This is a genomic window from Janthinobacterium rivuli (assembly GCF_009208735.1).
Taxonomy (GTDB): Bacteria; Pseudomonadota; Gammaproteobacteria; order Burkholderiales; family Burkholderiaceae_D; genus Janthinobacterium.
The window spans coordinates 93,950-107,229 of record NZ_WFLJ01000009.1; the positions used below are offsets into that span (position 1 = coordinate 93,950).

A 13,280-nucleotide genomic window follows, 5' to 3' on the forward strand; every position below is an offset into this window, starting at 1 on the left:
ACGCCGCTGGCGGCGAGCCGGGCGCGCCCCTAGAGTGTGAGCATGCAACACCCGATTCCCCACACACCGAGGCTTACCATGAAAAAATTGCTCACCTTCGTCCTCATCGTCATGCTCGCCTGCCTGTTCCTCGACAAGATCAGCGGCAGCGACATGCACATGCAATTCAACGGCGACGATGTCGACGGTCCGCTGGAATGGCTGTTCGGCCTGGTGTTTGCCGGCGGCGGCTTGCTGATCGCCGCCATTGCGCTGGTGTGCGCCGCCGTCATCACGGGAGTCGTGCTGGCCGGCGTGGGCGTGGTGCTGATCGCCGTGGTGGCCTTCTGCGTGGTGCTGGCGCTGGCCTTGAGCACGCCCGTGCTGCTGCCGCTGCTGATTCCCGTCGCCATCGTCTGGCTGATCGTCAGCCGCAACCGCAAGCAGGCGCAAGCGCGTCAGCACAACCTGTAATCACTGCGCCATGAACTTGCTGAGCACGCCGTCGCCGCCGCCACCATTCTGTTCGATGCGGTTGCGTCCGCCCCGCTTGGCCCGGTACAGCGCCTCATCGGCGCGCGCCAGCACGGCGTCGCAATCGGCATCGGTGCCGGCCATGGCGGCCATGCCGATGCTCACCGTGACGGTGATCACAATGCCGCCATCGGTGGTCAGTGCGCTTTCCGCCACGCGCCGGCGCAGCCGTTCGGCAAACACGGCCGCCGCGGCCAGGTCCGTGCCCGGCAACAGGATGGCGAATTCCTCGCCGCCCACGCGGCCCGGCACGTCGACCTTGCGCAGCGCCTGGCACATCAGCGCGCCCAGGTGGCGCAGCACGGCATCGCCCACGGCGTGGCCATACTCGTCATTGACGCGCTTGAAGTGATCGATGTCGAGCATCAATACGCTGGCGCAACTGGCCAGTTCGCGCTGCAAGCGGGCATGCTCGTTTTCCAGCGACACCATGAAGTGACGCCGGTTCGGCAAGCCGGTGAGGAAATCCGTGGTGGCCAGCTGCAGCAGTTCCGCATTCATGCGCTTGCGCTCGGTGATATCGAGCGAGGACACCATGACGAAATCCAGGCTGTCCGCATGGCCGGGCATCACCAGCAGGCTCAGCTCATTTTGCCGCGCCGCGCCATCGAGACGCACGAAGCTGCTTTCGCACTCGTACAGGTGGGCGCCGCCAGCGAGCGCCAGCAGCGCATCGCCGAAGCGGGGCAAGGCGCTGTCGTCGAAATTCTGTGCCAGGCTCAGCGCGCCGCGGCGCTGGTCGTCCTCGTTGGCGCGCACCTGCGCCAGCGCGGCGCCGTTCGCATCGATGATGCGCACCAGCCCCGCCAGCCGCTGCAGCGCGTCCGGATTGGCCTGAAAGTGGGCGCCCAGGTCGCGCACGCCCGCTTGCTCGAGAGCGTCGAGCGCGGCGCGCACGGCCGACCAGTCCTGTTCCCACAGGGCCACGGGCGCATGGTCGTACAGGCTGCGGAAACGCGCTTCGCCGGCGCGCAGGGCCAGCGCCACCTGCGCCTGCTCGATGGCCATGCCGGCCAGGTGCGCCGCCTCGCTCAGCCGTGCCAGATGCGCCGCGCTGGGCAGCGCAGGCTGGCGGTGATACGCCATCAGCACGCCCAGCAGCTTGCCCGAGCCGCCACGCACGGGCTCGGCCCAGCACGATTGCAGCTGGGCCTGGCACGCCAGTTCCATCGTTTCCCGCGCATCCGCATGCAGGTCGGGGACGACCACGCGCTGGCCGTCGCGCACGGCTTGCGCGGCGATGCCATGCACGCCCTGCAGGGTATCGAGGTCATGGCCATGGCTGGACAGGTTGAAAAACGCGGGCAAGCTCGGCGCCGCGCCCAGCACCAGACGGTGGCGGCTTTCATCGAGCAGCAAGATGCTGCACAGCATGGCGGGATGGTCGGCTTGCACGCTCAGCACCACGCTTTCCAGCACACGCTCCAGCGGCGCGCCCGTGGCCAGCATTTCCAGCACTTGCCGCCGCGTGTGCTCGCGCCGCTCCATCTGGCTGCGCTCGCTGATATCGCGGAAGGTCCACAAGCGCGCCTGCTCATTGCCCAGCTGCATGCTGCGCACATATTGCTCGACCACCCGTCCATCGCGCAGGTGCAGCACGTCGCGCCGCTCGCGGTGGCCATGCGGCGCGTGGAGGCGTGCCCCGAGGAACGGCGCCGCCTGCTCCAGCTGGCTTTCCACATGGCGCACCAGCGCCGCGCCATCGGCTTGCCAGTCGAGCGCGTCGGGCACTTGCCACAGGTCGCGGAAACGCCGGTTCGACGTGAAGATGCGGCCATCGATATTGTCGACCAGAATGCCGTCGATGGTCGAATCGAGGATGCTGCGCAGCATGGCCTGGCTGCGCTGCGCCGCTTCGGCCATCGCCAGCACGCTCGCCTGCCCCTGCTCCAGCTGAGCGGTCAGCTCGCTCGAGCGCGCCAGCGACGCCTGGGCGCGGGCGCGGCCCACCGCCAGCAGCCAGGCCGCCAGCGCCAGCACGATGCTGGCCAGCAAACCGGTCCAGACCACCAGGCGGGGCCGCGCCAGCAGTTCGCCGTCAAAACCGGGCATGGCGCGCACGCGCAAGGTCCAGGCATGGCCGGCGATGGTGATGGCTTGCCGCGACAGCAGGCTGCCCGAGGCGGCAGACGACAAGGCGCCTGGCAAGCTGTCATACATCAGGGCCGGTTCGGCCAGCTGCGCGCCATCATAGATTTCCAGGTCCAGCTGGCGCGCGCCCTCGCCGCCCACGCCCGCCATCAGGTCGCCCATGCGAAATGGCGCAAATACCCAGGCGCGCAAGGCGGCGCGCCGCTGCTCCACGCTGGCATGCGGCACACCACTTTCATACACGGGCAGCACGATCAGGAAGCCATACGCCTGGGCGCTGTCGCCATCCTGCACCAGGCGGATCTTGCCCGTCATGGCGGCTTCGCCCGTGTCGCGCGCCTGTTCGAGCGCGGCGCGGCGCACGGGTTCGGACGCGATGTCGTAACCGAAGGCCAGCAGGTTGCTATCGTTTAAAGGTTCCAGATAGGTGATGGGCGCATGCCAGGCGCGCTGACCGGAAGGACGCACGGCATAGCCGGGATAGCCTTCCGCGCGCACGCCGGCCTCGTGCCGCGCCAGGGCGGCGCCGGACAACAGCGGCAGGTAGCCGATGCCGTGAATGCCGGGAAAGTGGCGGTCCACCTGCTGCACCGCCAGATAGGTATGGAATTCGCGGCGCGTGACTTCCTGCGAACTGGCATACAGTCCCTGCACCCCGTGCAGCACCTGGATATAGGTCTGCATGCGGCCGACGATGTTGCCCACCAGTTCGCGCACGCGGAAATCGAAATCGGCCTGCACCTGCTGTTCGATGGCGTCGTGGGCATTGCGCCAGGCGCCATACGTCAATCCCAGGCACAGCGCCAGCACCAGCGCGGCCAATGCGCGCCCTCCCATCCAGTGCGACACTGGCCGGGCAAACCATGACGAAGACGCGCGTGTAGGCATGACAGACTGACAGGCAGAACGGACATCAAACCGCTACACGGCCAGCAACATGGCTGGCGGCGGGCTGCACGACTACCTTCGGTAGTCGATGAGAATGATAGTACGTTACAGCGGGCGCCCTTGCAATGCCGAATATTGTATTGAAAAAATCACATATTTCGTCAATGCAATGATACGTACTCCCGGAAAATTCGATGCCATGAAAACTATCCGCGGCGGCTGGTATGATCGCCCGCCATCCACCACGCAGGAGGCGCATTTGCAGCAGGATAGCTGGCAGGGAACGCTCTGGCTGGCGCCGGACTTCGCCATCTTGCATGGCGCGGCAGGCGCCACGGATAGCCACGCCCATTACGCGCACCAGCTGATGCTGAGCACCGGGGCGCCCTTCACGGCCGAGCTCGACGGCATCGTCCACACGGCGCGGCATTTGCTGGTCGATAGCCTGCGCCCGCACGCCATCCTGAGCGCGCCTGCGCCCCTGCTGACCATCTATGCGGAACCGCAGCGGCTGAGCGGGGCGGCCCTGCTGGCGGCGGCCGCCAGCGCAGGCGCACCCAGCCTGGACAGCCTGTCCGCCGCACTGCAGGCGCAGCCGCGCCAGCAGCTGCCCGATCCCCGCTTGCGGCGGGCGCTGGACAAGGTCGACGCGCTGCTGTCAGGCAAGGTCAGCGCGACCGCCGTGGCCGAGGCCGCGCATGTGTCGTTGAGCCAGCTGGAACGCCTGTTCAGCGCCCAACTGGGTCTGCCCGTGCGGCGCCTGGTGCTGTGGCGCCGCTTGCGCCTGGCCATCCGTTTCATTGTGCTCGACAGTACCCTGACGCAGGCGGCCCACAGCGCCGGCTTTGCCGATGCCGCGCATTTTTCGCGCACCATGCGCAGCCTGTTCGGCGTGCGCGCCGACCGCAGCTTGCGCCGGCTCGACGTCAAGCTGCTCGATTGATGGCTTTACGCAAGTCCGCCGGCAATGCGGGCGCGCGCACGCCCTCTTCCGCGCGTAACGGTTCGATCAGTTGCGGCAGGTAAGCCACCGGGTAGTCGGGTCGGCTGCCGATGCCCAGGTCCTCGCCCCGCATGCGGTAGCCCGGCGCGTCGAAGGCGGTGCCCAGCAAGCGATCCCAGCAGGTAAAAAACAGGCCGAAATTCACGTCGCCGGCCGTGCCGTATTTCATGTGGTGAAAACGGTGCAATGGCGCCCAGGCAAACACGTGACGCAGCGGCCCCATGCGCATGTCGACATTCGCGTGCTGCAGCAACAGCTGGATCGCCACGGCAAACGCCAGCACGGCCATGATTGGCTCCGGGATACCCAGCAGCAGCAAGGGCAGCATGCCGCCTGCCGCTTCCAGCAGCAGGTGCAAAGGGTGTTTCATCCAGCCATTCAAACCATACAGGCGCTGCACGCTGTGGTGCACGGCATGCAGTTTCCATAGCAAGTAAGAACGGTGGCTCAGGTAATGCACGAGCGTGATGCCGCAATCGGCGATGACGATCGCCAGCGCCAGCTGCACCCAGAACGGCAGCTGGACCGGCCAGAACGGCCCCAGCGCCAGGTATCCGGCCAGCAAGGGGAAGGCGGCCAGGCCCAGCAGGTGCAGCGCCTCGTTGACGAGCGCATGCACAATGTCGCGCCAGCCGTCGCCGTGCCCGTCGTTCCACGCGCCGTCATACGGCAGATAGCGTTCGGCAAAGAAGGAAGTGAGCAGGGCCAGCAGCAGCAAGGGCGGCAAGACCCAGAGAGAAGCGTGGCACGCGGCGATCAGGTAACTGGCGGCGCCGATGAAGCCGGCCCAGAACACGGGGCCGTACAGCGCGGCAAAGAGGGATTTCATGGCAAGACGCTCCTGTGGCAAAAACCACAGCATGGCCTTGTCCCTCTCCCCGCCGCTTGAAGAAACGGCGCAAACTGCTTATTTCAGGGCCTTGCGCGCGGCGTATTGCTGGTAGCCGTTGGCGCGCAGGGCGCAGGCCGGGCACGTGCCGCAGCCATAGCCCCAGTCGTGCAGCTCGCCCCGCTCGCCCAGATAGCAGGTGTGCGTACCGCTGCGGATCAGATCGACCAGCGGCTGGCCGCCCAGGTCTTCCGCCAGGTCCCAGCTTTGCGCCTTGTCCAGCCACATCAGCGGCGTTTCCAGTTTCAATCGCGTATTCATGCCCAGGTTCAGGGCCACTTGCAGGGCCTTCATCGTGTCATCGCGGCAATCCGGGTAGCCGGAGAAATCCGTCTCGCACATGCCGCCGACGAGCACCGTCAAGCCGCGGCGGTAGGCCACGGTGGCGGCCACCGTCATGAACAGCAAGTTACGTCCAGGCACGAAGGTGTTCGGCAAGCCGTTTTCCTGCATCACGATCTCGACGTTCTGCGTCATGGCCGTGTCGGAAATGGCGGAAATCAGGGACAGGTCGATCATGTGATCCTGGCCCAGGCGGCTGTCCCACTCGGGCGACTGCTGGCGCATCTGTTCCAGCACGCCGGGACGCACGGTCAGTTCGATCGCATGGCGCTGGCCATAGTCGAAGCCGATGGTTTCCACGCGGCTATAGTGTTTCAAGGCCCAGGCCAGGCAGGTGGTGGAATCTTGTCCACCGCTAAAGAGCACCAGTGCGGAGTCCGTTGCTAGCATAATTTCTTTCTTTGAGTTTTATTCTGTCCAATAGTGCGCGGGGAAACGAGATTCCCCATGCAAAAAATACTTATTCGTCCGCCATCAGTTTACCTATTCCGGTAACATGCAGTCAGCATTTACTCATCTGGAGCACCATGTTTTCTGCACGACCCATACGGCATACGGTTGCCGGCAAGGCGATACGACCACGAATTTTGGCACAAGTAGTGACAAAAGTAATGGGTCAACTGACACTGGCGGCCGCCGGCGGTGCCATCTGGCTGTTTCCCATCGCCCATGCCGGCGCCCAGGAGGTCACGCAAGATGCCGCTCCAGAAAGCGCCAGCGCCACGGAAGCGGCGCCCATCCCGCTGCAGTACGAGGTCAAGGTCAACGCGCCCGGCGACCTCGATGAGTTGCTCGAAAAGAACCTGGACCTGGAACGCTTCCGCGGCAACCCGCGCATGGACCGCGAGCAATTGCAGCGCCTCGTGCGCGATACGCCCGAGCAAGCCAGGAACCTCGTCGCCACGGCCGGCTATTACACGCCCGTCGTCACGGTGCGCGTCGACACGACGGGCGCCAAACCCGTCGTCATCGTCGACCTCGACCCGGGCCAGCCGGTCACCATCGACAAGGTCGAGCTGGAATTGCGCGGCTTCGACCCCACGCCGCCGCTGGCCGCCAGCGAACCCTACGATACGGACGCCCTGAAGCGCAGCTGGTCGCTGAAGACGGGCAGCGTGTTTCGCCAGTCCGACTGGGAAGCGGCCAAGCGCGCCCTGCTGCGCGAAGTGGTGCAGACGCGCTACCCGCGCGCCCAACTGGTCGATACGCAAGCCGTGGTCGACCCGGAAACGCACAAGGTGTCCTTGCTGGTAGTGCTCGACAGCGGCCCCGAGCTGCGCTTCGGCGAACTACGCATCGAAGGCTTGAAGCGCTACGATGCCAGCATCATCCGCAACCTCGACAAGATACGCCCGGGCGAGTACTACAGCGAATCGGCGCTGCAATCGTTCCAGGCGCGCCTGCAGGACACGGGCTACTTTGCCAGCGTGGAAGTGAGCGCCGACATGAGCAGCATACTCAGCGAACAGATCGAAGCGGGCCAGGAAAGCCAGCAAGCCGAGGCCGCTCCTGACGCCAAGCCCGCCAACCGCGGCCCCGCGCCGCTGCTGCCGCTGGTGGTGCGCGTAACGGAAAACAAGCAGCAGAACGTCAGCGCCGGTCTCGGTTTCAGTACGAATACGGGTAACCGCGCCCAGCTCAACTATGACAACCTGAACGTATGGGGCACGCGCTTCAAGAGCGCGATCACCATGGAAACGAAGAAACAGGCGGCGCACGCCAATTTTTACTTTCCAACGACCGAACGCGGCTACAACGACAGCGCGGGCGCCTCGTTCGAGCGCAGCGACATTTCCAACGAAATCACGGCCGTCACCACCATCTCGGCCAAGCGCAACTGGGGCGGCACCAACCTCGAACGCAGCCTGACGTTCGAGTTCCTCAGCGAAGACAAGACGGTCGTCGGCCTGGAACAGACGCGCAGCAAGAGCTTGCCGCTGACCTATGCCATCACCAAGCGCAGCCTCGACAGCCTGCTGTTTCCCACCAAGGGCTATGTCATCAACGCCCAGGTGGGCGGCGCCCTGCTGCCCGTGCTGACGGACGAGCGCTTCGTGCGCGTGGCCGGCAAGGCCGTGTATTATCGTCCGCTCGGTGAAAAAGGCGAACTGATCGTGCGCGGCGAAATGGGCGCGCTGGGCTCGAAAGAAAAACGCGGCGTACCGGCCGTCTACCTGTTCCGCGCGGGTGGCGACCAGTCCGTGCGCGGCTATGGCTACCAGGAACTGGGCGTCAAGGAAGGCGACGCCACCGTCGGCGGGCGCTACATGCTCACCGGCAGCGCCGAATACCAGTACTGGTTCAAGCCGAAGTGGGCCATTGCCGCCTTCTATGACGCCGGCAACGCGGCCGACACCGTCAAAGCGGCCATGACGCCGAAATCGGGCTACGGCCTGGGCGGGCGCTACAAGAGCCCCGTCGGCCCCATCAATGTCGACGTGGCGTATGGCCACGCCGTCCAAGCTTACCGTTTGCACTTCTCTCTGGGATTCACTTTCTGATGTCCGATCTTACTACCGAGTCCCCCAACGGCGCCGCGCCGCCACCGCCGGCGAAAAAGGCGCGCCGCTGGCCCCGCAATGTGCTGATCGCCGTCGCCAGCCTGGCCGTGCTGCTGGGCGGCGCCTTCTGGTTCCTGGGCCGCGAATCGACCCTGCAAATGCTGGTGCAAAAAGTGGCCAGCGCCAGCGGCGGCGAGATCGCCGTGTCGGGCGTGTCCGGCTCGCTGTACAACCGCATGCACCTGGGCCACGTCAGCTACCGCAGCAAGACGCAGTACATCACGGCCGACAACATCGACATCAACTGGTCGCCGTTCCAGTTCTTCTCGGAAGGCATCGCCATCAGCGAACTGCACGTGGCCAGCCTGTCCGTGGAAAGCACGGCGCCGTCCGAGGAACCGTCGACCATGCCGGCCAGCCTCGCTTCGCCGTTCAAGATCGGCATTGCCGACGCGCGCCTGGACAAGGTCACCCTGGTGAGCGCGGGCGGCAACATGGTGTTTGAAAAGATCCGTTTCACCTTGTCGGGCGACAAGTCGCAATGGCAGCTGGAAGACGCCTCGGCGCAGACGCCGTTCGGCCAGGCCACGGCCAGCGCAACGATCGCCGCCACGCAGCCGTTCAAGCTGAGCGGCAAAGCCGGCTTGACGCAGCTCAACCCTGCCGCCGGCGAAAAACCGGCCGCCTTGGCTCTGCAGCTGGGCGGCGACTTGAACGTGCTGAACGTGACGGCCAAGGGCAATGCGGGCGCGGCCACGGCCGACGCCCAGCTGGCGCTGGCGCCATTCGACCCCGTCATCATCCTGCGCTCGGCCAGCATCCGTGGCCGCAACATCAATCCGGGCAAATTCGACGCGACCCTGCCGCAGGCGGACCTGAGCCTGGAACTCGACGCGGCCATCGACACCCGGCCCAACGCGCAAACCGTGTCGGGCAAGCTGGCCATCGTCAACCACGCCACGCCGGGCCCCATCGACCAGCAAAAGCTGCCGCTGCGCCAGTTCGAGGCGAGATTGGGCGGCACCCTGACGGCCACGACCCTGGAGTCGGCCATCATCGACTTCGGCAACGCGGGCAAATTCACGGGCAGTGGCAAGCTCAACCGCGACGCGGCAGACGCGCCCATCGGCAATGCGCAGCTGACCTTGCACACAGACAAGATCGACTTGCAGCACATCTACAGCAGCATCAACAGCACCAAGATCGTCGGCGATATCGTGCTCGACAGCGATGGCAAGACGCAAACCCTGCGCGCCAAACTGGGCGAAGCCAAGCTGCGCCTGGACGTGGAAGCGACGCTTGCCGATTCCCTCGTGCAATTGCGCAAGGCGACCTTGCAAGCAGGCAAAAGCAGCGTCAACGCGACGGGCCAGATCAGCCTGAAGGATGAACAACCGTTCAAGGCCGTGGCCAGCACCAGCCGTCTCAATCCCGCCGACTTCGGCGCCTTCCCCGTGGCCGACCTGAACCTCGACGTGCGCGCCAACGGTCATGTGGCGCCGACATGGCTGGCGAATGCGGACTTCACCGTGCGCCCCAGCAAGCTGCTCGACCAGCCCCTGTCGGGCAAGGGCAAGCTGACGGCCGATGCGGCCCATTTCAGCGGCATCGACGTGCAATTGGCGCTGGGCAAAAACAACGTGACCGCCAAGGGCAACTTTGGCGGCGCCGGCGAAAAACTCAACTGGAACGTCGATGCGCGCCAGCTGTCCGCGCTGCAGGGCGACTTGCTGGGCAGCGTGCTGGCCAGCGGCGTGGTGCAAGGCACCCTGCAGCAGCCGCGCACGACGTTTGTTGCCGATGCGAAAGGGCTGGGCCTCACCAGCGGCAAGCGCCCCGCGCCGGACAGCGCCATCCACGCCAGCGGCGATGTGGGCTTGACGGGACCGAAGCAGGCAGCGGAACTGAAAATGACGGGTTCCTTGCAAAAGATCAACCCGGCCGCCTTTGGCGCATCACTACCTAACGGCAACGTCAACGCGGATTTCAACGGCAGCGGACGATTGACGAGCGACTGGCAGGTGGCCCTCAACCTGGCCTTGCGCGAATCGACCCTGCAAAACGCGCCGCTGGCCGGCTACGCCAAACTGTCGGCCAACGCGAAGCGCGTTGACAGCGTCGATGCGGAACTGCGCCTGGGACCGAACAGCCTGCTGGCCAAGGGCGCGCTGGGCGGCGCCACCGACAAGCTGACGTGGAAACTCGATGCGCCGCAACTGTCGACCCTGGGTCCCCGCTTTGCCGGCGTGCTGCAGGCGGCCGGCTCCGTCAGCGGCAAGATGGACGCGCCCGCCGCGCAACTGACGCTCGATGGCAAAGATTTGACCTTCTTTGGCGACCAGCAATTGAAATCCATCAAAGGCAGCGCCAGCGTGGGCGCCGGCCAAGGCGCGCTCGACCCCATGGTCAGCAGCCTGGACATCACGGGCTACAGCACGCCCACCTTCAAACTGGGCAGCGCCCGCCTGAGTACCTCTGGCACGCGCGGCAGCCATACGGTGAACCTGGCGGCGCGCAATGACGATTTCGACGCCAGCGTGCACATCCGCGGCAGCCAGAGCGGCGCCAGCTGGACGGGCAGCATCGACAGCCTGCAAAACAAGGGACGCTATGCGCTGGTGCTGCAAGCGCCCGTGGCCGTGAAAGTGGCGGGCCCGGCCGGCAATGGCGTGGCGGGCCTGGGCCAGCCGGAACAGATCAGCGTGGGCAACACCGTCATCAAATTGCCAGCTGGCAGCATCACCATGCAAAGCCTCGTCAAGAACGGTCCCCGCTGGACCAGTTCCGGCCAGGCGGCCGGCGTGGCGCTGACGTACCTGGCGCAAGTGATTCCCTCGCTGCAAGCCAATGCGCGCAGCGACCTCACGCTGGGCGCGCAATGGGCGCTCGACATGCAGGTGCCGACGGCCAAGCAGAAAGATCCCTCTTTGGCCGGCATGCTGCACGTCTACCGCGAAAAAGGCGACGTGACGGTGGGCGTGGAACAACCGCTGGCGCTGGGACTGCGCACCTTCGATGCGCGCATCGACGTGGCCAACCAGCAACTGCGCCTGGCCGTGAAACTCGATGGCGCGCGCGCGGGCCAGAGCGACATCAATGCCACCGTGCAAATGTTGGGCGGGCGCATCAGCAACGACAGCGCGCTCTCGCTGACGGGCACCACCAATATCGATACACTGGCGTGGCTGGCGCCGCTGACGGGCCAGCCGGGCCTGGAGCTGGGCGGCGCCCTGAAAGTGGCCTTGTCCGGCAGCGGCACCATCGGCGCGCCGCAATTGAATGGCGACATCAACGGCAGCAAGCTGCTGGTGAACTGGGCCGACCAGGGCTTGAAGTTGCGCAATGGCGTGCTGCAAGCCAAGCTGGCCGGCGATCAATTGCAATTGCAGCGCCTGAGCTTTGACGGCGGCGATGGCAAGGTGCAGGCAGATGGCTGGGTACGCTTTGCGAATGGCGAGGCGAGCCTGGAACTGAAACTGCTGGCCGACCGCCTGCAGGCGCTGTCGCGTCCCGACCGCACCTTGATCCTGTCGGGCAACAGCACCCTGGTGCGCAACGACAAGCGTTTCAGCTTCGAGGGCAAATTCAAGGCCAACCGCGCGCTGATCGAACTGGCGCCGCAGGATACCCCGACGCAAAGCAGCGACGTGGTGGTGCTGGGCAAGGAAGTCAAGGGCAGCAAGGAAGCGCCGTCGCTGCCCCTGAATATCGACCTGGAATTTGACCTGGGCAATAACTTCCACCTGCGCGGCATGGGCCTGGACGCGGACTTGGCGGGTAATGTGCGCGCCCGCGTCATCAACCGCGCCGCGCCGCGCGTGACGGGCAGCATCCGCGTCGTCAACGGCCTGTATGCGGCGTATGGGCAAAAGCTGGCCATCGAGCGGGGCCTGATCGCCTTCACGGGCGCTTACGACAACCCGTCGCTGAACATCCTGGCCGTGCGCAAGCGTCCCGAAGGCGAAGCCTTGTCGGAAACGAACGTCGAAGCGGGCGTGGAAGTGCGCGGCACGGCGCAGGCGCCGACGGCCAAGCTGGTCTCCACGCCGAGCGTGTCGGACAGCGACAAGCTGGCCTGGCTGATCCTGGGCCACGGCGCGGAAACGGCGGCCGGCGATGAAATGGCCCTCCTGACGACGGCCGCGGGCGCCCTCTTCGGCGGCTCGGGCGGCGGCTTGCAGGGCAAGCTGGCCAATTCGCTGGGCCTCGATGAAGTGGGACTGTCGCAGGCGCAGGGGCTGGAAAGCACGGTCGTCACCGTCGGCAAGCGCCTCTCCTCGCGCGCCTACCTGACGTTCGAGCAGGGCACGAGCACGGCGACGAGCCTGGTCAAGCTGCGCTACAAGCTGAACCGCCGCATCACCCTGCAATTCCAGACCGGCACGAACAATGCCCTGGACGTGTTGTACACGTGGGCGTTCGACTAATCAGACGTTGAAATGCAAGAAACAACAAAGGGCGCCTCGGCGCCCTTTTTCTTTGCCCTGTCGCGAAGGCGAGCTTACTCGGCCATGTCGAGCCCCCGCTCGATCATGCCTTCGACATACGCGCGCAGATATTGTTCCAGCGCGGGGCCGGACAGCACGTTGGCCGTCAGCGCGCCGTGCGGCGAGCCTTTCAGCACGCCGTCGTGGTACACGCGCGCAATCCAGGCCACGTCCGTGCCCTGGGTGTAATCGAGTTCATAGTCGAACGATTCTCCGCTGACTTTGCGTGTGTAGACTTCCTTGACAATTGCCATCTAAAACAGCCTTTCTTGACGAGATTAACTGGGATGCGGGTGCGGCACGGGATCGTCCTGCGGCACCGGATGCACGGGCCCCGGATGGTGCCCGGGCGCTTCTTGCGGCTCCGGCACCGGCATGGGTTCATCGACAGGCGCCGGATCGGGCGCGCGGTGGGCATGGATGACTGACATGGCGGACCTCCCCTGCGGACAAAAGAAGACCATACCACGAGATGCCCGCCGCTGCCCTTATTTGCCTGCCGGCCGGCGGCATGGCGTGACAAGGCATAGTGCTTGCATGGCATGTAAATGTCAACAAGCAACTTT

Annotated in this window: 9 protein-coding genes; 4 read left to right on the top strand and 5 right to left on the bottom strand. The window is 65.5% G+C overall.

What is annotated here, in order from left to right; translation table 11 throughout:
* Window positions 1–78 precede the first annotated feature (78 nt).
* Window positions 79–453 (top strand): hypothetical protein, encoded by a 375-nt coding sequence (locus GCN78_RS13595; protein WP_152252200.1) that lies wholly within the window; start codon window positions 79–81, stop codon window positions 451–453.
* Here GCN78_RS13595 and GCN78_RS13600 read toward each other — a convergent pair whose 3' ends face one another.
* A complete protein-coding gene (locus GCN78_RS13600) occupies window positions 454–3,492 on the bottom strand; it encodes a sensor domain-containing diguanylate cyclase (protein ID WP_226939628.1) in 3,039 nt (1,012 codons plus the stop codon).
* A 199-nt stretch (window positions 3,493–3,691) separates the two neighbouring features.
* On the opposite strand from GCN78_RS13600, the gene GCN78_RS13605 reads away from it, so the two are divergent.
* Window positions 3,692–4,435: a helix-turn-helix transcriptional regulator gene (locus GCN78_RS13605; protein WP_152252201.1), complete on the top strand. Its 744-nt coding sequence runs from the start codon at window positions 3,692–3,694 to the stop codon at window positions 4,433–4,435.
* Here GCN78_RS13605 and GCN78_RS13610 read toward each other — a convergent pair.
* Both GCN78_RS13610 and queC read right to left on the bottom strand, forming a co-directional pair.
* Window positions 4,419–5,324, bottom strand: coding sequence for a sterol desaturase family protein (locus GCN78_RS13610; RefSeq protein WP_152252202.1), 906 nt, complete (start codon window positions 5,322–5,324; stop codon window positions 4,419–4,421). The two genes, GCN78_RS13605 and GCN78_RS13610, sit on opposite strands and share 17 nt — an antisense overlap.
* Window positions 5,325–5,402: 78 nt before the next feature.
* Window positions 5,403–6,116 carry a 7-cyano-7-deazaguanine synthase QueC gene (gene queC / locus GCN78_RS13615; RefSeq protein ID WP_101483693.1) on the bottom strand — a complete coding sequence of 238 codons (714 nt, stop codon included), beginning with the start codon at window positions 6,114–6,116 and terminating at the stop codon, window positions 5,403–5,405.
* A gap of 221 nt (window positions 6,117–6,337) precedes the next feature.
* Here queC and GCN78_RS13620 point away from each other — a divergent pair, with 221 nt between their 5' ends.
* Complete coding sequence (locus GCN78_RS13620) at window positions 6,338–8,227, top strand: autotransporter assembly complex protein TamA (RefSeq protein ID WP_152252203.1); 1,890 nt, start codon at window positions 6,338–6,340, stop codon at window positions 8,225–8,227.
* Window positions 8,227–12,654, top strand: coding sequence for a translocation/assembly module TamB domain-containing protein (locus tag GCN78_RS13625; RefSeq protein WP_152252204.1), 4,428 nt, complete (start codon window positions 8,227–8,229; stop codon window positions 12,652–12,654). Before GCN78_RS13620 ends, GCN78_RS13625 begins: the two co-directional genes overlap by 1 nt.
* 74 nt (window positions 12,655–12,728) lie before the next feature.
* Here GCN78_RS13625 and GCN78_RS13630 read toward each other — a convergent pair whose 3' ends face one another.
* The gene (locus GCN78_RS13630; RefSeq protein ID WP_152252205.1) at window positions 12,729–12,968 is read right to left on the bottom strand and encodes a hypothetical protein; all 240 of its coding nucleotides are present in this window, start codon (window positions 12,966–12,968) and stop codon (window positions 12,729–12,731) included.
* A gap of 24 nt (window positions 12,969–12,992) precedes the next feature.
* Window positions 12,993–13,145, bottom strand: a complete 153-nt coding sequence (locus GCN78_RS29340; protein ID WP_180277129.1) for a hypothetical protein — start codon at window positions 13,143–13,145, stop codon at window positions 12,993–12,995.
* Window positions 13,146–13,280: the final 135 nt, after the last annotated feature.

What these genes read in the sequence shown, in the direction of transcription:
- GCN78_RS13625 (WP_152252204.1), top strand. Translation starts at nt 8,227, where the DNA reads ATGTCCGATCTTACTACCGAGTCCCCCAACGGCGCCGCGCCGCCACCG.
- GCN78_RS13605 (WP_152252201.1), top strand. Translation starts at nt 3,692, where the DNA reads ATGAAAACTATCCGCGGCGGCTGGTATGATCGCCCGCCATCCACCACG.
- GCN78_RS29340 (WP_180277129.1), bottom strand. Translation starts at nt 13,145, where the DNA reads ATGTCAGTCATCCATGCCCACCGCGCGCCCGATCCGGCGCCTGTCGAT.
- GCN78_RS13595 (WP_152252200.1), top strand. Translation starts at nt 79, where the DNA reads ATGAAAAAATTGCTCACCTTCGTCCTCATCGTCATGCTCGCCTGCCTG.
- GCN78_RS13620 (WP_152252203.1), top strand. Translation starts at nt 6,338, where the DNA reads ATGGGTCAACTGACACTGGCGGCCGCCGGCGGTGCCATCTGGCTGTTT.
- GCN78_RS13630 (WP_152252205.1), bottom strand. Translation starts at nt 12,968, where the DNA reads ATGGCAATTGTCAAGGAAGTCTACACACGCAAAGTCAGCGGAGAATCG.
- queC (WP_101483693.1), bottom strand. Translation starts at nt 6,116, where the DNA reads ATGCTAGCAACGGACTCCGCACTGGTGCTCTTTAGCGGTGGACAAGAT.
- GCN78_RS13600 (WP_226939628.1), bottom strand. Translation starts at nt 3,492, where the DNA reads ATGCCTACACGCGCGTCTTCGTCATGGTTTGCCCGGCCAGTGTCGCAC.
- GCN78_RS13610 (WP_152252202.1), bottom strand. Translation starts at nt 5,324, where the DNA reads ATGAAATCCCTCTTTGCCGCGCTGTACGGCCCCGTGTTCTGGGCCGGC.